Below are 17,895 nucleotides of genomic sequence, written 5' to 3'. Positions count from 1 at the left end.
CTCATCCAATAGGTATAGCTGGTCAACTGCTTGTTTGTTGGGCTGGTGCAAATCTCTGCCAAGCGGTATCAAACGTTGTTCGCTCCAGCAGCTCCCGCGGCTGCACCCGTAAATAAGGCATGACGGTCGCTAAAAGCACACAGGATTAAACTCTGCGCTCGGCTCGTCGTTCGTTCAGCGTTGATCCTTCGAGATACCGGAAGCCATCTGCTCAAACGAACGCGGCCTGGGCCACAGCAATGCGGCCAGAATAATGGCGTATAGGCCTGCACCCAGGACATAGGCGATACGGGTCGAGAACAGCTCGAGAGTACTGGTCGGTAGCGGCGATATACCGAGTCCGAAGAGGATCAGAAAGACGATAAGCCCGCCACCAAAGATCTTGCCCCGGGTGTTGCCCATGGCTGCGTTGCCCGCAAACAGGAGGCTGATGAGAAGCACAATCAGCGCCACGAGCCACAAAAATGGACGTAGCTCGAACAGGGCGAACGCCAGTGATGCCGCCACCCCTCCAAGCAGGTTGACCATCACCAGACCAAGCGCCGAGCGAAAGCTCATGCTCAGCTCGAACTGGCTTAGCAACGAGGCGACGGTAATTGGAATGACCATCGCCGTGGCCAGCCGCGCGTCGCTTACGCACAGGGCAACCATGGCCAGCAGGATGACCCCGCTGGCCGCGGCCTGTCGAATCACCAGACCACGATCATGCCCGAGTGAAATCTGCTCATCCCGGCACTCACCGTCTGGATTCGGCAGCAATGCATGAGTGGCCCATGACAACATCATTCCCAGGCTGATCGCCTTCGCCAACAACAGTACGATCGACTCACCCAGATTGCGCTGCAGTATGTCGAGCAACGGAACAACGATGGCGATCACCAGCATCAACGCCGGCGCTGCACCGCCCAACTTCCATCCCTGGGCAGCGAAGCAGGCGAAATAAAACAGCCACAGCAGCGGCAGCAGTACCCACGGACGCTCTCTGAGCAGCCCGGAAAAAAATACCAACAGCGCGCCGGTCAAGATAACCACCAGCACGGTCATCATGCCTTGAAGCAATGCGGGCGGATGACGGCTCGCTAAAAGGAATTGCGTGGCGAATAACGGCGCGAGAAATGGCAAGGGGTCGCCTAACATCAGGCCTGTGCATAAGCCCACGGTTACGGCGATAGCGACGCGCAGCCCCTGACGTTTGGCCTCTAGCAGCTCCAGTCGAAATGCCGTTTCAGTTGACATAGTTGAGCCACGCACCCAGCCGTATGGTAAATGCCCCCAACCAGTTGGTTACGCGATTTTCATCCGTATAAACCACGACGGTCACCTGTGAGCCGTAGCGCGGACCGATTGGGCGGGCGCCTTCCACGATCAGACGTACCGGGAAACGCTGCGGGTCGCGCACCCAACCACTCTGATTACGCACCGATGGCAATGCAGATTGGCTGCTGCCTGCCTGCGCAACGCCCCAAGCCACGCTCTCGACATGGCCCTTGAATACCCGGCCAGGCAACAGGTCGAATACCAGTTCTGCGCGATCATCGGCCTGCATGTGCTCCAGGCTGTTTTCCTTAAAGGCAGCGGACACCCAAACAGTGCCGCTGTCGATAACCGTTAGCGCTGGTTGGCCGGCACTGACGACCTGGCCGACCGCAAGCTGGAGATTGGACACAACTCCATCGGACGGCGCGACCACTTCAGTACGGACGAGGTCGAGCCTGGCTTTCTCCAACGCAGCCAGGGCCTGTTTGAGTTGCGGATTGTCGTTGCCTTCGGCGCCCAGTTGCTGACGTGCACGTTGCAAGTCTGCCTGTGCTTTGCTCACGGCTGCTTCGGCGGAACCAAGTGCCGCATCGGTCTCATCCTGACGCGCGCGAGCAAACACGCCTCGCTCGACCAGATGAGTCACCCGCCGGGCTTGCTCACGTACGTTGTCGCGCTGTGCACGAGCCGACACCAGCATCGCTTGAGCAGCGTCCACCGAGGCGGTATTCGCCCCTATGGCCTGCCCCGCTGCTTCCAACTGCGCCTCGGCGTCGATGACTGCCAATCTGTAAGGGAGCGGGTCTATGCGGAACAGCAACTGGCCGGGCTTTACCCGCGCGTTGTCGATCACGGCTATTTCGGTCACACGGCCACTTACCTCGGCCGCCATCGGCACTACATAAGCCTGCACCACGGCTTGCGAAGTCAACGGCGTGTGACGCTCTAATGCAATGGACACAGCAAATAGCACTGCAATCAAGACCACCACTACCAGCGCGACGCGTCGCAGCGGGTTGGCTGATGCAGGCTTTTCCGGAAGCGGCTCAGGGGCACTCGCCGGCTCGGCGTGGTCCGGCGTGTTCGGAGTTTCGGCCATAAGTGCTCCTGCGAAGCACGCAATCGAGGGTCATCAAATCATGGGCCGGATCGAGCTCACTCAGACCACCTCAGGGGTAGTGACCCGTGCTCTGCGGATAAACAGCGCCCGCAGCTTTTCCCAGAAGTTGCCACCGAGCACAAAGAAGCTGCCGACCAACAGCACGTCTCCCAACAACTGCAGTGCCCAATTGTTAGGGCGAAGGCCTGGCGCCAGGGCGTCGACATAGGGCTCGAGAAACGAAGAAAGCAAGGGCAGGCAAAACATCACCATTCCGATACGGTGACGTGTAGGGCTCACTTCGACGTCAGCACTGGTCGCAAAGCCCGATACATGTCGAAAAACGTGTTGCTTGAGCTCCTGAAAACCGGCCTTGCCCATGACCGCGATCACCAGCAGCAGTAGCACTTTATTGATGATGAAAAGAGCACCGGTAAGCGCCGCAATAGTGGACCCAGGCATATCCGCCATCGCCGCGAACGGCACAAGCAGCCACAAGATGGGCATCAAACAGAGCAAGGCGATGCCTAGTTTGAAACGCCACTTCACGGATGCTGGCGCTGCCGATACGTTTGCCGTGGACGTGGTCATGATCGATTACCTTTCTAAAGGTGGTGACGAGTGTCTTCCCCATTGGCCCAACAAAAGCTTTTGTTCTTCCATCTCTTCAAGGGCATTTCCCAGCCACGTTGTTAGCCGCATCGCTGATTTGCTCGGCCAAGCGTTGCAGGTTGTTTTGATGCGCAATCACAACGTCATCAATGTTGGCCCCCGCCGCTGTCTGTAACGTGCTGCGGCAATGCATCATCGTGTTGGCTTCATCCCCGAAATCTCGCAACCGCCACCTGACGTCGATTAACGCGTATTGGCCTGGGATCGAATCCAAACGCAGCACATCCAGGCGTACCGAAACCCGTCGTCCGGCGCTGTTATTTGGCAGTTGCTGTGAGAGAGCACTGCGCAATTCTTCGGTCAGGCTCGCACCCCACCAGTGGTTTTCCAGAATCGCCAGGCTGCTGTCACTTTGGCGAATGACGATCTGTTGTCGATCGACCTGAGGCGGTACATTGACGACTTCGATCGTCACTTCCGTCTCATCAACCTGTACCGCGCCAATTGGTTGGATTGGGGTCAGGGTGTGGAACTGGATTGGATCACTTCGGCATGCAACGAGCGCAAGCAGTGCAGCTGCCAGCAAGATCGTCCGCGGAAATGCCATGGCGTGCTCCCTCGTTCAGTTGCTCGGCGCTCGTTGCGGCGCGGCATTGTCGGGCCGGCCACGGAGTAGCGACTCCGGATGTCGTCCCAGATAGTCCGAGAGCTCACGAAGCGAGCGCGACGTGCGGCTCAACTCTTCCATTGTTTGCGTCAACTGTTCACGTTGCGGCGAGTCCTCGGCTAGCGTGGAGCTGGCCGACTTCAAGGCTTTGCTAGCCTCCGTCAAAGTCGTCGCGACGCCGGGAAGCGTCTTGGCGTCAACCTGCGCGAGCACCTTGCGCAATTCCACGAGGCTGCCGTCGAGGTTGGCGGCGATGCGATCCAAGGGCAGTTTGCTGATCTTTTCGACGACGGCTTGCAGTTGCTCCTGCACCTGCTCGAAATCCCCTGGAATAGAAGGAATGACCACAGGCCGTACGGTGGGGTCGAACGTAACCTTCGCCGCTTTCGGATAGAAATCGAGGGATATATACAACTGCCCGGTCAGCAGGTTACCGGTACGTGCTTGTGCCCTGAGACCATTTTCGATAAATGTGCCCATGAGGCGAACGCCAGCGGCTTCATCGTTAGGATCGTGATTAAGGGCTTTGAGCATGTTCGCATGGGCCCTGCCGAGACGTTGCGGATAAATCACGAGCCCGACATCCAAAGGGAAGCTGCGCTTTTGGGGGTCGAAATCCAGATTGACCGCCACCACTTTGCCGATGTCTATCCCGAGGAACTCGACAGGCGCGCCCACCTTCAATCCTCGTAGTGCCTGGTCGAAACGCAAGCTCAGATACTGTGCTTTTCCGTCCGGCGGCGCCAATGCGGTCTGTTGATCGTCGAACAGTTCGAACTCGCTCTTTTCCGCGGCAGGTTGGTCATTGGGGCTGAAGTCCGGCGCGCGGAAGGCAATGCCGCCAATGAGAATGGAAGAAAGCGATTCGGTGTCTACCGCGAAACCGTTTGCGTCCAAATTAATGTCGATACCGCTGGCGTTCCAGAACCGCGTGTTCTGGGTGACATAGGCATCACTGGGTGCATGCACGAACAACTCGATACTGACGCTTTTGCCGTCAGCGTTCAAAGCGTATGCCACGACCTGACCGACAGGGATTTTGCGGAAGTACACCGGGGAGCCAATGTCCAGCGAACCCAAATCCGTGCTGCGTAGCGTAAAGCGCTTCCCAGGCTCGCCATAGGTAATGGGCGGCGGTGTCTCCAGGCCTACGAATCGCTTGCCCCGCGTATCGGCCTGGCCAATATCGGCGCCGATGTAATCGCCGGACAGCAATGTATCGATCCCCGACACGCCGCTTGCACCGATACGCGGCCGCACGACCCAGAATTGTGAGTCTTCGCGGGTAAAGCTCTCTGCTTCCTTGGCCAGCTTTATGGTGGCGTCGACGCTCCGTTGATCCTTACTCAGCGCCACGTCCGAGACATAACCGATCACTACGTTGCGGTATTTGACCTGAGTCTTGTTGGCATTGAGCCCGCTGCCGGTCTTGAAGGTCACCGTTATGGTCGGCCCCTCCTGCATCACGTTATGCACAACCAACGAAATACCCACCAGCACCGCCACGATGGGGACGATCCACACCAGCGAAACTCTGAAACGGCGCGTTTTGATTACAGGCTTGGCGGTCCCTCGCGCCTGGTCAGTGTTTTGATTCTCCATTCAGGACCCCCTGCTTCAGCGGGTTGTCCCAAATGAGGCGTGGATCGAAGCTCATGGCCGACAGCATCGTAAAGACCACCACCAGCCCGAAAAACAGAATGCCCGCGCGCGGCTCGATATTGGCCAAGCCATGGAATTTCACCAGTGCAGCGACCAACGCCACCACGATCACGTCGAGCATCGACCAATAGCCGATGAGTTCGATGAAGCGGTAAAGGCGTGAGCGTTCTTTTCGAGCCCATTGGCTGCCGCGTTGAACGGTAACGAGCAAGAGCGAAAGAGCAGCGAACTTGACGCCCGGAACGGCAATGCTGGCAATGAATATGATCAGCGCAATGTCCCATGCGCCATGCTGCCAAAACTCCAGCACGCCACTCATGATGGTGCTGTCGGCGCCATTACCGAGCATGCTGGTGTTCATCACCGGAAGCAGATTGGCGGGAATGTAGAACACCAGAGATGCCAACAAGAACGCCCAGCTGCGGGACAGTGAATTGATTTTTCGGCTATGCAGGGTTGCGCCACACCGTACGCATGAGGATGGCTGGTCGGCCATGTCGCAGGTCTTGCCGCAGCTATGGCAGAGGCAAAGATTGAGGTCGCTGGCGACGTATGGCCTATTCATAGAACGTCCCAAAGATCGCGCACGTCGCGTCCGGCGATGCGAATCAGCAACAAGCTGAGCACCGCCAGGGCGAACAAGCCGATACCGGGCAGTACGTCCAACATTCCCGCGAGCTTGAACACCGCTACAAGTGCCCCGAGTAGACACACCTCGAGCATGCTCCAGGGCCTAAGTGACTCCAGCCACCGCATACACAGCCCGAAGCCAGGGGCGCGCTGTCCGAACAGAGCGAAACTGAGCACCCAAACCAGCAAAGACAGTTGGAAGACCGGCGCGATGATGATGGAAATCGCTGCCACCAGCGCGATGAACGTAATCGGTCCGACGCTTAACGCCAGTACCGAATCCCATAAGGTGGCGCTGCTCTCCAGCCCTTGCAGGCTGATGGTCATGACGGGATAGAGATTCGCGAGGAGCCACAGCACCGCGGCCGTGATTGTCAGCGCCAGCCGCTGATCAATGGCTAGGCCATTGAAGCGCTGAAGCACGCTACCGCAACGCGAGCAAAGGGAGGTCTGATGCCTGATGAGGGCAGCCTTCTCGAATACGCAATCGCAGTGTTCGCAGATGATTAACTCGTTGCAGTTAGCCATGGATATCACTCGTAAGCGATAAGGCCGCGATCGTGCCCCTGAGGGAATGCGCGTACTGCGACTGCGGGTTAGATGATGGTGGACCCAAGATCCGAATAAGTCGAATTGCTCTGGATCTTTTCTGGAAGTGGAACGGTAACTGCGACGATCAGGCAGCTACGGATTGCGAGAACGGTCGGAAGCGACCGGATGCTTTTGGCCGGTAGGTGCACTTGCCGACCGGCAGCTACCGGCCAATTTACGGACGGTCGCTCCATAAGCCTAATCAACTTTGTTCTTGTTGCCACGGACGTTCCGAACGGCCAGTTATCCTCAGCCAAGTCATCGGGATAACTATCCAATCCAACGGGAAAGCGTCCGCGGCACCATCACGATTTTTACTATTCCTGGAACCCTTTCGCCACATTCGGTTGTCTACCGCGCGTATGGCGACATCGGATCGCAGCTTTGCTGAAGGGGACCGCCTGCAAATGAAGCCACCATCTCATACGCTCAATCTCCCGGTCTTCATTACCTCTGCCCTGCTGATTTTTCTGCTGGTTCTCTACGCCAGCGTTTTTCAAGAATCCGCTTCGGCCAGTTTCTCAGCCATTCAAGCCTGGATCATTGAAAACGCCAGTTGGGTCTATGTTCTGGCCGTAGCATTGATCCTGCTGCTTGTGATCATTCTCGCCCTCTCGCGCTTCGGCGATATCAAGCTTGGCCCTGACCACAGTGAGCCGGATTATCGCAACGGCACCTGGTTCGCCATGTTGTTCTCCGCTGGGATGGGTATCGGGCTGATGTTCTTTGGGGTTGCCGAGCCCGTTATGCATTTCCTTGAACCACCGGTGGGTATCGGCGGGACTGCGGAGGCGGCCCGCAACGCGATGGGTATCACCTTCTTTCACTGGGGCCTGCATGCATGGGCGATCTACGCCGTCGTGGCGCTCATCCTGGCTTATTTCAGCTATCGTCACGGTCTGCCGCTGACGCTACGCTCAGCGTTCTACCCGATTATCGGCGACCGTATCTATGGGCCCATAGGTCACGCCGTAGACATCTTCGCCATCATAAGCACTGTGCTTGGCGTAGCCACCTCCCTGGGTTTCGGCGTTCTGCAAATCAACACCGGCCTCAATCATCTTTGGGGCGTGCCGGTTACGGTGCCTATGCAAATCGGCCTCATCCTCGCTACCACGGGACTGGCGACAATATCTGTGGTGACTGGCCTGGATAAAGGGGTGCGGCGCCTTTCGGAACTCAACCTGTCGCTCGCGGTGCTGCTGATGGGCCTGGTCCTGGTGATGGGGCCTACGATCTTTATCGTGCAGGCGTTCGTGCAGAACACTGGTAGCTACCTGTCAGAAATCATTTACAAGACGTTCAACCTCTATGCCTATGAGCCGACGGACTGGATTGGCGGCTGGACCCTGCTCTACTGGGGTTGGTGGCTGGCCTGGTCCCCCTTCGTTGGTCTGTTCATCGCCAGAATTTCACGCGGCCGCACCATCCGGGAGTTCATCTCCGGCGTGTTGCTCGTACCTACTGGCTTTTCGTTTCTGTGGATGTCTGTATTTGGCGATAGCGCGATCCACATGATCTTGCGAGATAACGTCACCGAACTTGCAACTGCAATTGAGCTGGATAACGCTCTCGCCTTGTTCGCTTTTCTAGAACAGTTCCCCTTCTCTGCTGTGCTTTCCACCATCGCTATGTTGATGGTAGTGGTGTTCTTCGTAACCTCAGCCGACTCCGGTGCCTTAGTCGTCGATATGCTGGCTTCGGGCGGGCAAAGTGCTACGCCGGCCTGGCAGCGAATATTCTGGGCCTGTTCGATGGGCCTTGTTGCCTGTGCCCTGCTCTTGGCGGACGGTCTCAGCGCCCTTCAAACCGCAACCATTGCCAGCGCCCTCCCTTTTACCCTGACACTGTTGCTATCGATGTGGGGGCTGCTGAAGGCCCTGCGACTGGATGCGGCCAAACGTGTCCTACGCCATCAGGCGCCGAACATCTCACCATCCGCACCGAGCCCAGCCGGCGGCTGGCACCGACGCTTGCACAACCTGGTGAGTTTTCCGCCGGAGGAAGAGGTAGCGCACTTTATCGATGAGGTGGTCGATAAAGCTTTTTCGGAAGTAGCTGCGCAGATGGCTCGCGAGGGTTTTGAGACGGCGGTCAGCCGAGGCAAAGACGTTCGCATCCGACTGGAGATCATTCACGCCGAACAGACGGAATTTGTCTATGAGGTCCGTTCGAAGGAATATACGAAGCCCAGCTTTGCGCCGGGAAGCACACATGAAGAGATGCAATATTATCGTGCCGAGGTTTACCTCAAAGAAGGAGGCCAGGACTACGACCTGATGGGCTGGAAAAAGGATGAAGTGATCGGCGACATCCTCGACCAGTACGAAAAACATATGCATTTCCTGCATATGGTGCGCTAACCGAAGCCGCCAACGGCTCGCTCGGTTGGCGACAACTCGTTCTCTCGGTAGCGAACTCAGGCGGCCTCTATCCGTATTTAGAGTGGCGAAAGCTTATTCCCACGTTCAGAACATGCCGCCACGCTGGTTTGGATGTCCGTAGTCGGCCTGACTCTGCCGGAAAGCAGACCAGCCTACAGGAGACCTCTCATGAGGCAGCTTCGAAAGCTCGGAATTATCGGGGGTAATGGCTGGCTTGGCAGCGCCCTGGGTAATCTGATGTCAGCCGTGGCGACCGATTATTACAGCCTTATGGTCGCCAGGGTGGGACCTCGTTAAACCATGGTGCGTTCTTTGGCGTCGGCTCCATCGTCGCCGCCAGCGTGGTCGCCCCGGAAAAACGTGCCGGGGCGGTTGCGGCCATGTTTATTGGCCTGACCCTGGCAACTATCGGCGTGTGCCGCTGGCCGCCTGGTTTGGCGGATTGTTCGGCTGGCGCACCGCATTCTGGGGTATTACCCGGCTAGGCGTGGTGGCCATGGCCGCGTTGTGGGTCGCTCTGCCCAACCTGCCGGCGCCGCGAAGCGTCGGTGTACTGGCCGAAATTCGGGTATTGGGCCGTGGACCGATGCTAGGAGCTTGGCCCTGTCTGTGGTCGGCTCGGGTGCAATGTTCACAGTCTTCACTTACATCGCGCAGATCCTCAGCACAGAGACCAACGCGTCCACCGCTTTCATCACTGCCATGCTGGTGCTGTTCGGTGTGGGGCTAACCCTTGGCAACATGTGGGGCGGCAAGGCCGCCGACCGATCGATTGATCGCACCTTGGTTGTTTCGCTGAGCGTTGCTGGTTCTCGTCTTGCCGGCGCTCACCGTACTGATGCGCTGGCCGCTGCCGGCTGCCATTGCCGTCCTCATCTGGGGTATCGCCAGTTTGCCCTGGTACCTCCGCTGCAAATACGCGTGATGGAAGCCGCCAAGGACGCGCCCAACTTGGCGTCGGCGGTCAATATCGGCGCCTTTAATTTCGGCAACGCGATTGGTGCGGCGCTGGGCGGCGCAGTGATCAACGCTGGGCTGGGATACCCGGCAATTTCCCGGGCCGGAGCCGCGATGGCTGCGCTGGGCCTGGTGATGGTGCTGGCTTTTGCCTGGCACTCCAGAGCTGTTGCAGCTACGCCGGCATGAGCGCAGGTTGAGCCTCTAACCTTCATGGATGACTGACGGCTAGCGGCCAAAAGCAGCCATTCGGGTGCGTCTAGGACGCTCAGGGGCGACTCAGTTGGTTCTCGGCTAGAATTCGCAGCTTTTTGGGGAGGGCCGCTATGAAGTGGATGATTGCCGCGATTCTTGCGGTTGTGCTCGGTTTTCCGATCGCGTTTACGGCTGGGGTTGTGGTTAGTCTGAGTGTTTCTGCTGAGAAGAATCCTGCCGGAACCTTGAGGAGCGTGATGGGCTCAGCGGGCGACTGGGTTTCCGGTCTCGGGGCGCTGGCAGCTGCAGTAATAGCCGTTTATCTCGCGGACAAGCAACGGCGCGATAACTCCGTAAAGATGGACATCAATCAGTACTACAACAGTGATGCTTTTGTTATCGACCTAATCTCTAGCGGCGAGAAAGGCGCTGTGGTGCGGGGTATCTTCATCCGGGACGTAAGGCTGAAGAAGCAGATAATGATAAGTCGCCCACCCTTTGTGGACTCTAAAATCCTTCCCAAGCGGTTTGATTACGGGGATGTAGAGCGAATAACGATTGATCGAAATTGGTTTGTCAAGGTTCAGATTGAGATTGCGCAAGGCATTCCATATTCGGACTACAAGCATCTTGCTCTGGTTGTTGGAACTAGTACGTCAGAGTTTCGACAAGCGCTGAACGCCGAGTTTGCATCCGCACTGAGCAAGCATCAATTGCCGACTGCGTAGAGCCAACTGGTTGGCTATGCGCTCAGAGGCAACTCAAACAGACGTAAAATATGGAGCTTCAATGCATTTAATATTGCTCGACACTTGTGTTTGGCTGGATATTTGTTCCAAAAAGGCAGAGCTGCCAATGCTCACCGCCCTAGAGCATCTAGTTGAAATCAATGCTATTAAGATTCTGTTGCCAGACCTGGTAAGCACAGAGTACGGGCGGAACAAAGAAAGAGTTATAGATGCGACACGTAAGCGGATTTCTGCCGAGTGCAAATTAGTCAAAGAAATAATCGAATCCTTTGGCGGCGATGGAAAGCAGATTGCGCTAGCCACTATTAATGATGTGAACCATCGACTGCCGATCCTATCCGAAGCAAATCAAGCTTCCGTCAATCGCGTGGTTAGGCTCTTTGAGTCTGCAATTCAAATCCAAATCTCGAACTCGGCCAAAATCAAAGCTGCTGAGCGAGCCATAGCCAAGCGGGCGCCTTTTCACAAACAGAAGAATAGCGTTGCTGATGCTGTACTAGCCGAAGCGTTCCAAGAATATCGGACAGAGCACCCTGGAACCTTCGAGAGCTATCGGTTCGTAACGCACAACGTGACCGATTTTTCAGGTACTGATCACAGAAAACCTCACGCGGATTTCGCTGAGATCTTTGATGGCAAAACCTCGATGTACTTCAACTCGACAAACTCGGCTATTGAAGACCTGCTCGACATGGAAGAATTTCACTACGAGCACGAGTTCTTCTGGGAAGACCAGACACGAGGTCTTCAAGAGATATTAGGAGCGATGGATGAGCTCGTAGATAAGGTTTGGTACAACAGGCACATGAACAGGATGTACGGTATTGAGAGGGGTGAGATCGAGATCGTGCCAGAGGGTAGTGAGCGTTACGGGAATAATGTTATACACCGTCACATCCTCGAAGGAGCATTGGCATCAGCGCAAAGGGTAAGAGATAAGTACGAGGACACCGGCCCGTGGGATGATTTTGAGTGGGGGATGATCAACGGTAAGCTCTCGGCCCTGCGATGGATGTTGGGGGACGAGTGGGATGAGCTCTATACATAATTAGTGAATCGTCCCTTGTTTCGTGGAAGCCTCTGGAGTCCAAGGTGCCAACGGCCAGAATACATAGAGGACTGGCAGCTCTTGGCCGATCGCTGCCGGTCGGGACCGGCAGTTCTGGTACGGAAGCGAACCATAGCCCAGATCAGGCGTTCTGATGGCTCAATAACGTAACGATTGCCGCTTGCAGGCCAGCATTATCCTTAATCGGCTGGCCCGCGAAACTCCCTTGCCTAGCAATGCCAGGCTTCAACCGCACGAGTATTTCAGCTTGGCAGACCCCGCTCGATACCCCATCTACGACAGGAACCGGCAACTGGCCGATCAGACTACGTGCCAAACCCGCCAGGGGCGCGCCCGCTAGGATCAGCACGTCTGCACCGTCCTCCGAGACTGCCTGCCTGCAGAGTTCTAGCAAACGGGCGGCATGGTCGCCTTGGACAGTCCCAGGATCGCGCAGGGGACTGTTTATGTGGCGAATGCATGCCAGGCGCGACAACAGCCCGTACTGGTCGATGCATTCGCGGTACCACGCGGTGATGCGGTGGGAAATAGCGATGATGCCGATGCGTTGTCCCAACTGGGCCGCGGTCATCAGGGCCGCTTCGGTCATGCCGACCACGGGTACGTCCAGCGCCTCCTTAAGGGCGAGAAGCCCCGGGTCACCGAAGGCCGCGACGAGCAGGGCATCGTAGTCGCCCAGCCGCTCGCCAGCGATAGTGGCGACCGCGTGCGCACCGAGCAGGGCTTCGAAACGTGTCTCGATGTAGGCCACGCCAGCGGCAGCCGTGGCCATGGTGATGAGCGTGTCGGGTGCTGCCACGCGCCGGGCTTCAGCCTCGATCAGGTCAGTGACGCTCTGGGATATGTTCGGATTGACGATCAACAGTTTCATGCCTGCTCCAATGTGTCGGGCATCTGAGAGAGGCAAAGAGGTGCCAGCTCCAGGGCCAGGATGTCTTCGACGAATGCTCCCAGGCGGAGCACATCGTCATCGTGAAAGCGTGGCCCTACGATCTGCAGTCCCAGAGGCATTCCCTGCGCACCCAGGCCACATGGAACCGAAAGGGCCGGCACGCCAACCTGATTGAACAGCGGGGTAAAAACTGCGTGCCCACGCGGGTTCGCCGGCCGACCACCGATCATCGATGGGCCCAATACCTCCCGTGACCATGCTTCAACCGGGACGGTCGGGCATAGCAGCAGGTCCACCGTTTCGAACAGTGCCGCCGTCGTATCGACGAGGGCGTCCCGCAGTGCGGCCAGCGCCACCAACTGCGTAGCGGGCACTGAGAATCCCGCCTCGATCTGCTCAGCGATTGCCGGATCGAAGCAGCTTGAGTCGGCACGGTAAGCCTCACCGAAATGTGCAGCGAGTTCGGCGTGCTGTGCTGCCAGCAGAGAGGCAGCGGGCAGCGCCTTCGGCCAATGGGGTACGACCGGCTCTATCTGCAGACCGGCCGATTGCAATCGCCTCACCGTCTGCTCGATGCGAGCCGCAACATCGGCATCAACGGCATAGCCCAAGCCGAGGTCCAGGCTATAACCGATACGCAACCTCTCGATTGGGCGCCTCGCCAACGTTGGCATGGGTGCCGAGAAGCGGTCAGCCGGGTGCGAGCCTGTGAGCACCTCGAGCATCAAGGCGACATCCGCGACACGGCGCCCCAACTGGCCGATCACGTTCAGTTCGCGGCCAATGACGGGAAAGCCCCAGGGGTCTGCAACGCGGCTAACGCTCGGTTTCATACCCACCACGCCACAATGCGCCGCTGGCCGTCGCGCAGAGCCACCGGCATCGGTGGCCAGCGCCAGCATGCCCAATCCGGCCGCCACGGCCGCGGCGGCACCACCGGACGAGCCGCCTGGCGTCCGGGTCAGGTCCCAGGGATTGCAGGTCGCACCATACACGCGGTTGTCCGTCACCCCCTTGCAGGCGAATTCCGAACAATTGCTTACGCCCACCAGCAGCGCACCTGCCTGTCGCAGGCGCGCCACGGCCCAACTGTCACGCTGGGCTCGGTGGTTACGGTAGAGCCATGAGCCACAGGTACTTATCTGCCCCTCGAGCCAAAGATTATCCTTGATAGTGACAGGCACACCGGCCAGCGGCAGGTTTTCACCGGCCGCACAGCGTGTATCGATAAGCGCTGCCTGACGCCGCACGTCGTTTTCGTCCACCTGGACCAGTGCGTTCAGCGATGGATTCAGGCCAGCGATCCGCGCCAATTGACGTTCGGCAATGGCTTCGGCACGCGTTTCGCCGCAACGAACCCGTGCAGCCAGCTCAACGGCGCCAGCGAGCCTGCTCACAGGCTCAACCGAATATCGCTTCGAGGTCCACCTCGGTGTCCTCGGGAAGCGATAGATCGAGTGTGGCCTCGATGTGGTCGAGGTGTCCGAGCATCAGTGCGATGGCGCTATCGACGTTGCCCTCTTCCATTGCGACGATGATGTCGGTGTGTTCGTGGTTCGGGCAGGCCGGCACGTTGGGCGAGTCGTATAGCAGAATGATCAGGCAGGTCAGCGATGACAGTTCGCGCATGAGCTTGATCAATGGCGGGCTGCCGACCATCTCGGCCATCAGCAAGTGAAACTCGCCTGACAGCCGGATCACCGCGCGCTTGTCATCGCGATCGCGCGCAGCGCGTTCCTCGGCAACATGGGCGTGCAGCTTCTGGAAATGCTCGGGATCGCCCTTTTCAACGAGGCTGCGAATCAAAGCAGGCTCCATGATTCGACGCGCCTGAAAGATGTGTCGAGCCTCTTCCACCGAAGGGCTGGCGATAAAAGCGCCGCGGTTCGGGATGGTTGTCACCACACCCTCATGGGCCAGTCGCGACAGCACCTCGCGGATCCGCGTGCGGTTCACCTGGAATACACCGGCGAGCTTCTCCTCGACCAATTTGGTGCCCGGAATCAGACGGTGCTCCATCACGGCCATCAGGATTCGCTCATAGATGGCGTCCAGCGTGTCGTTCGTGCCCAGTATCTGGCCGGTGCTGCGCGCTTTGCGCGAGCGTGAGGGTTCTTTATCAATCAACACATCGATTCCTTGCGGCTGCCTTTCACCGATTACTTAGGCGGCAGCGATTGTCACAAAAATAAATGCAATTGTGCAAATACGCACCGCTGAGGAACATCAAGTTCCAGCTTGCACCCACATCGCGCATTTAATGCCTGGGCCAGAGCGCCATCCGGGTGGCTGTCCATTACTCGCATGCGCCCTACTCGTCTGTTTGCTCTGGGCGTAGCCCACGGGGTACGGGCGATACGGCGCGTTCGTGATTAACCCATGCCGGCCCTTGTTGAGCGACTGCCACCATACTGGCATAGCTGTTGCAAACCTGTTGCCACAAAGCGACATCAATTTTGTGACAATAACGGAGCCACGACATGCGATCCATCCGCTCGTCCTATGCTGTACTCAAGCGCACTGCCGGCACTCTCCTGGCGCCCCTGGTGCTTGTCGCCTCCCTGGCCCCGGCCATGAGCCAAGCGCAGGAAGCCGACCCCATCAAACTCGGCTACGCCAAGTGCGCCCATTGCACGCCGCTGTCGCTCACGCCAGAGAACGCGACGGGCGTGAAACTCGACGCGATTTCGTTCAACACCGGCAACGATGTGCTCACCGCCCTGCTATCAAAAAGCATCGATGTGGCTCAGGTCACCTACCTGCACTACGCCACTGCATTGGACAAGGGCTTCGACATCGTCGGGATTTCCGGCCAGATCAATGGCGGCTCGCAGATTCTCGTCGGCAACGACCTGCCGATCGAACCGGGTGACTGGGACGGCCTGAAGAGGCTGATCGCGCAATACAAGGAAGACGGCAAACCATTCCGGGTCGCCGCTTCCCGGGGTAATGCGCAGGACATTCACATGCGCGGTGCCTTCCTGACGCATGGCATCGATATCAACAAGGACGTTCGGTTCATCAACATTCCCAACCCGTCGGACCACGTTCAGGCGCTGCGCCGTGGCGAAGTCGAACTGATCACCTCGGTCGATCCGTTCGCCACCCAGATCCGCGTAGTGAAGGCCGCAAAGTTCTTCGATTTTCCCTACGACCAGGCGGCCGGCAAGCTGACCAATCTGATCGTCACCCGCTCGGATGTCATCGATGACAACCCGAAAGGCGTCGAGGAAACCGTGCGCGCCATCGTCAAGGTCAACGAGATGATGGCCAACGACAAGGCACTCTTCGTCGACACAATCCAGAAGGTCACGGGACTCGACAATGCCATCGCCACTGGCGCGGTCGACAACCTGTATCCGGACTACAAGATGTACCGCGAATCCGCGGTGGCCATCGCCAAAATGATGCGCGACCTGAAATACATCAACACCGACGTCACCGAGGCGGTCGAAAAGAACCTCGACTACAGCTTCCTGGAAAAAGTGACCGGCAAGTCCAAGACCGACCTCGGCTATTGATTCAGGATCACTAATGTTTTCTTCGCTTTCGCAAGCCCTCTACCAGAGGATCGAACGCTTCATCGTGCCGATCCTGCTTCTCGCCGGGTGGGAGACATTCTCCCGCTCCGGCATCCTTCCACCCGCCCTGCTGCCGGCGCCATCTCAGGTCATGCTGGCCTGGGCGGACTGGATCTTCAGCACCGACGGCAACACCCAGAGTTATTCCGGTCGCTGGCTGTCCGATATCGCGGCGAGTTCCGGCCGGGTGTTCGCCGGGTTTCTGATTGCAACCGTGCTTGGCGTCGGTATCGGCATGGCCATCGGCTGGTCACGCCGGGTCGAAGCCCTGATCGAGCCGACCCTGCAAACGTTGCGTCCCATTCCGCCAGTGTCATGGATTCCGCTGGCGATCATCTGGTTCGGGATCGCCGACAAGCCCGCCATCTTCCTGGTGTTCATGGGCTCGTTCTTCCCCGTGTTGCTCAGCACCATCCACGGCGTGAAGACGTGCGACCGCAACTTGCTGCGCGCCGGCGCCATGACCGGCGGATCGCCGTCGAAGCTGCTGCGTCACATTGTGTTCCCTGCCGCTTTGCCTAGCATTTTCTCGGGCCTGCGGATCGCCATCGGCTCGGCCTGGATGCTCACGGTGACGGCTGAAATGGTCGCGGTGAAAAGCGGGGTCGGCTACGTGCTGTGGGACTCGTATTACTTTCTGCGCTACGACATCGTCATCGCCTCGATGGTGAGCATCGGCCTGCTCGGTTTTCTCAGCGATTACGTCATCAAGTACATCGCCGGACGCGTTCTGCGCTGGCAGCGCGGCTCCACTCTGCAAGCGAAGGAAGGTTGACACCATGGCTCTGATCACCATCGACAACGTATCGCGCGTATTCGAGGACAGCCAGCGCAAGCAGGTCGTCACGGCACTGGAGAACGTGAGCCTCTCGGTCAAGCGCAATGAGTTTCTCTGCCTGCTCGGCCCGAGTGGTTGCGGCAAGTCCACACTGCTCAACATGATCGCCGGCTTCGACAGACCGTCCTCTGGAACGGTTACGGTCGGTGGTCAGGCAATCACCGAGCCGGGTGCCGACCGCGGTGTGGTGTTCCAGCAGGCCAACCTGATGCCATGGCTGCCTGTCTGGGAAAACGTCGCCTTCCACTTGAAGATGCGCGGTGCCAGCAAGGCTGACCGCCGTGAAAAGGCCCAACGCTATATCGAGATGGTGGGCCTGAAAGGTTTCGAGAATCACTTTCCGAGCGAACTTTCCGGCGGCATGAACCAACGCGTCGGGATCGCCCGCGCGCTATTGATGAACCCGGAAGTGATCCTGATGGACGAGCCGTTCGGCGCGCTGGACGAGCAGACCAAAATGGACATGCACGGCGAGTTGATCCGCATCTGGCGTGAAAGCCAGAGCACCATCGTGTTCGTCACCCACGGTATCGATGAGTCGCTGGCGCTGGGCACTCACGTTGCCGTGATGTCCGCACGGCCCGGCCGCATCCGCGAGCTTCTGCCAATCGAACTGGAACGTCCTCGCGATCCGACCAGCACCGCATTCAACGACTACAAGCGCCATATTCTCGCGCTGCTGCGACCCGAAACGGTCAAGGAAACGGCCTAA

General features: G+C 58.2%; 16 protein-coding genes and 1 pseudogene. 7 read left to right on the top strand and 10 right to left on the bottom strand.

Annotation, left to right across the window (positions count from 1 at the left end):
- Positions 1-174 precede the first annotated feature (174 nt).
- From CH92_RS09445 to CH92_RS09415, 7 genes are all read right to left on the bottom strand, one after another.
- Positions 175-1,236: a DUF2955 domain-containing protein gene (locus tag CH92_RS09445; protein ID WP_025241531.1), complete on the bottom strand. Its 1,062-nt coding sequence runs from the start codon at positions 1,234-1,236 to the stop codon at positions 175-177.
- A complete protein-coding gene (locus CH92_RS09440; protein WP_025241530.1) occupies positions 1,226-2,356 on the bottom strand; it encodes an HlyD family secretion protein in 1,131 nt (376 codons plus the stop codon). Before CH92_RS09440 ends, CH92_RS09445 begins: the two co-directional genes overlap by 11 nt.
- A 60-nt stretch (positions 2,357-2,416) precedes the next feature.
- Positions 2,417-2,863, bottom strand: a complete 447-nt coding sequence (locus tag CH92_RS09435; RefSeq protein WP_025241529.1) for a transporter suffix domain-containing protein — start codon at positions 2,861-2,863, stop codon at positions 2,417-2,419.
- A 160-nt stretch (positions 2,864-3,023) separates the two neighbouring features.
- Entirely contained in the window at positions 3,024-3,575 is a 552-nt protein-coding gene (locus CH92_RS09430) for a PqiC family protein (protein ID WP_025241528.1), read from the bottom strand.
- A gap of 15 nt (positions 3,576-3,590) precedes the next feature.
- Positions 3,591-5,237, bottom strand: coding sequence for an intermembrane transport protein PqiB (locus CH92_RS09425; RefSeq protein ID WP_025241527.1), 1,647 nt, complete (start codon positions 5,235-5,237; stop codon positions 3,591-3,593).
- On the bottom strand, positions 5,218-5,862 hold the full coding sequence (locus CH92_RS09420; protein WP_025241526.1) for a paraquat-inducible protein A: 645 nt from the start codon (positions 5,860-5,862) through the stop codon (positions 5,218-5,220). The genes CH92_RS09425 and CH92_RS09420 overlap by 20 nt, the downstream gene beginning before the upstream one ends.
- Positions 5,859-6,455 (bottom strand): paraquat-inducible protein A, encoded by a 597-nt coding sequence (locus CH92_RS09415; protein WP_025241525.1) that lies wholly within the window; start codon positions 6,453-6,455, stop codon positions 5,859-5,861. Before CH92_RS09415 ends, CH92_RS09420 begins: the two co-directional genes overlap by 4 nt.
- A gap of 464 nt (positions 6,456-6,919) precedes the next feature.
- Here CH92_RS09415 and CH92_RS09410 point away from each other — a divergent pair, with 464 nt between their 5' ends.
- From CH92_RS09410 to CH92_RS09395, 4 genes and pseudogenes are all read left to right on the top strand, one after another.
- Complete coding sequence (locus CH92_RS09410) at positions 6,920-8,881, top strand: BCCT family transporter (RefSeq protein WP_038623381.1); 1,962 nt, start codon at positions 6,920-6,922, stop codon at positions 8,879-8,881.
- A gap of 246 nt (positions 8,882-9,127) precedes the next feature.
- Positions 9,128-10,048 (top strand): annotated as a pseudogene (locus CH92_RS09405) (MFS transporter); the annotation flags it as partial.
- A 137-nt stretch (positions 10,049-10,185) separates the two neighbouring features.
- The gene (locus tag CH92_RS09400; RefSeq protein ID WP_025241523.1) at positions 10,186-10,782 is read left to right on the top strand and encodes a hypothetical protein; all 597 of its coding nucleotides are present in this window, start codon (positions 10,186-10,188) and stop codon (positions 10,780-10,782) included.
- A 127-nt stretch (positions 10,783-10,909) separates the two neighbouring features.
- On the top strand, positions 10,910-11,851 hold the full coding sequence (locus CH92_RS09395; protein WP_235206207.1) for a PIN domain-containing protein: 942 nt from the start codon (positions 10,910-10,912) through the stop codon (positions 11,849-11,851).
- Between the two features lie 142 nt (positions 11,852-11,993).
- Here CH92_RS09395 and CH92_RS09390 read toward each other — a convergent pair whose 3' ends face one another.
- The 3 genes from CH92_RS09390 to CH92_RS09380 are packed head-to-tail and all read right to left on the bottom strand — an operon-like array spanning position 11,994 to position 14,894.
- A complete protein-coding gene (locus CH92_RS09390; RefSeq protein WP_025241521.1) occupies positions 11,994-12,743 on the bottom strand; it encodes an aspartate/glutamate racemase family protein in 750 nt (249 codons plus the stop codon).
- Complete coding sequence (locus tag CH92_RS09385) at positions 12,740-14,161, bottom strand: amidase (protein WP_025241520.1); 1,422 nt, start codon at positions 14,159-14,161, stop codon at positions 12,740-12,742. The genes CH92_RS09390 and CH92_RS09385 overlap by 4 nt, the downstream gene beginning before the upstream one ends.
- A 4-nt stretch (positions 14,162-14,165) precedes the next feature.
- Positions 14,166-14,894 carry a GntR family transcriptional regulator gene (locus CH92_RS09380; RefSeq protein ID WP_025241519.1) on the bottom strand — a complete coding sequence of 243 codons (729 nt, stop codon included), beginning with the start codon at positions 14,892-14,894 and terminating at the stop codon, positions 14,166-14,168.
- Between the two features lie 350 nt (positions 14,895-15,244).
- Here CH92_RS09380 and CH92_RS09375 point away from each other — a divergent pair, with 350 nt between their 5' ends.
- Genes CH92_RS09375 through CH92_RS09365 form a run of 3 tightly spaced genes read left to right on the top strand, consistent with a single transcriptional unit; the run spans position 15,245 to position 17,895 of the window.
- On the top strand, positions 15,245-16,285 hold the full coding sequence (locus CH92_RS09375; protein WP_025241518.1) for an ABC transporter substrate-binding protein: 1,041 nt from the start codon (positions 15,245-15,247) through the stop codon (positions 16,283-16,285).
- Between the two features lie 13 nt (positions 16,286-16,298).
- Positions 16,299-17,120: an ABC transporter permease gene (locus tag CH92_RS09370; RefSeq protein ID WP_025241517.1), complete on the top strand. Its 822-nt coding sequence runs from the start codon at positions 16,299-16,301 to the stop codon at positions 17,118-17,120.
- Positions 17,121-17,124: 4 nt separating this feature from the next.
- Entirely contained in the window at positions 17,125-17,895 is a 771-nt protein-coding gene (locus CH92_RS09365; protein WP_025241516.1) for an ABC transporter ATP-binding protein, read from the top strand.

It is taken from the genome of Stutzerimonas stutzeri (assembly GCF_000590475.1).
GTDB classification, from domain to species: Bacteria; Pseudomonadota; Gammaproteobacteria; order Pseudomonadales; family Pseudomonadaceae; genus Stutzerimonas; species Stutzerimonas stutzeri_D.
Note: the sequence above shows the minus strand (reverse complement) of the source record. Positions and strands in the feature narration are given on the sequence as shown.

Bases quoted from the DNA above. Each gene is read 5' to 3' on its own strand.
- CH92_RS09435 (WP_025241529.1), bottom strand. From the start codon at position 2,863: ATGCCCATCTTGTGGCTGCTTGTGCCGTTCGCGGCGATGGCGGATATG.
- CH92_RS09375 (WP_025241518.1), top strand. From the start codon at position 15,245: ATGCGATCCATCCGCTCGTCCTATGCTGTACTCAAGCGCACTGCCGGC.
- CH92_RS09365 (WP_025241516.1), top strand. From the start codon at position 17,125: ATGGCTCTGATCACCATCGACAACGTATCGCGCGTATTCGAGGACAGC.
- CH92_RS09440 (WP_025241530.1), bottom strand. From the start codon at position 2,356: ATGGCCGAAACTCCGAACACGCCGGACCACGCCGAGCCGGCGAGTGCC.
- CH92_RS09390 (WP_025241521.1), bottom strand. From the start codon at position 12,743: ATGAAACTGTTGATCGTCAATCCGAACATATCCCAGAGCGTCACTGAC.
- CH92_RS09395 (WP_235206207.1), top strand. From the start codon at position 10,910: ATGCTCACCGCCCTAGAGCATCTAGTTGAAATCAATGCTATTAAGATT.
- CH92_RS09445 (WP_025241531.1), bottom strand. From the start codon at position 1,236: ATGTCAACTGAAACGGCATTTCGACTGGAGCTGCTAGAGGCCAAACGT.
- CH92_RS09420 (WP_025241526.1), bottom strand. From the start codon at position 5,862: ATGAATAGGCCATACGTCGCCAGCGACCTCAATCTTTGCCTCTGCCAT.
- CH92_RS09425 (WP_025241527.1), bottom strand. From the start codon at position 5,237: ATGGAGAATCAAAACACTGACCAGGCGCGAGGGACCGCCAAGCCTGTA.
- CH92_RS09370 (WP_025241517.1), top strand. From the start codon at position 16,299: ATGTTTTCTTCGCTTTCGCAAGCCCTCTACCAGAGGATCGAACGCTTC.
- CH92_RS09430 (WP_025241528.1), bottom strand. From the start codon at position 3,575: ATGGCATTTCCGCGGACGATCTTGCTGGCAGCTGCACTGCTTGCGCTC.
- CH92_RS09415 (WP_025241525.1), bottom strand. From the start codon at position 6,455: ATGGCTAACTGCAACGAGTTAATCATCTGCGAACACTGCGATTGCGTA.
- CH92_RS09400 (WP_025241523.1), top strand. From the start codon at position 10,186: ATGAAGTGGATGATTGCCGCGATTCTTGCGGTTGTGCTCGGTTTTCCG.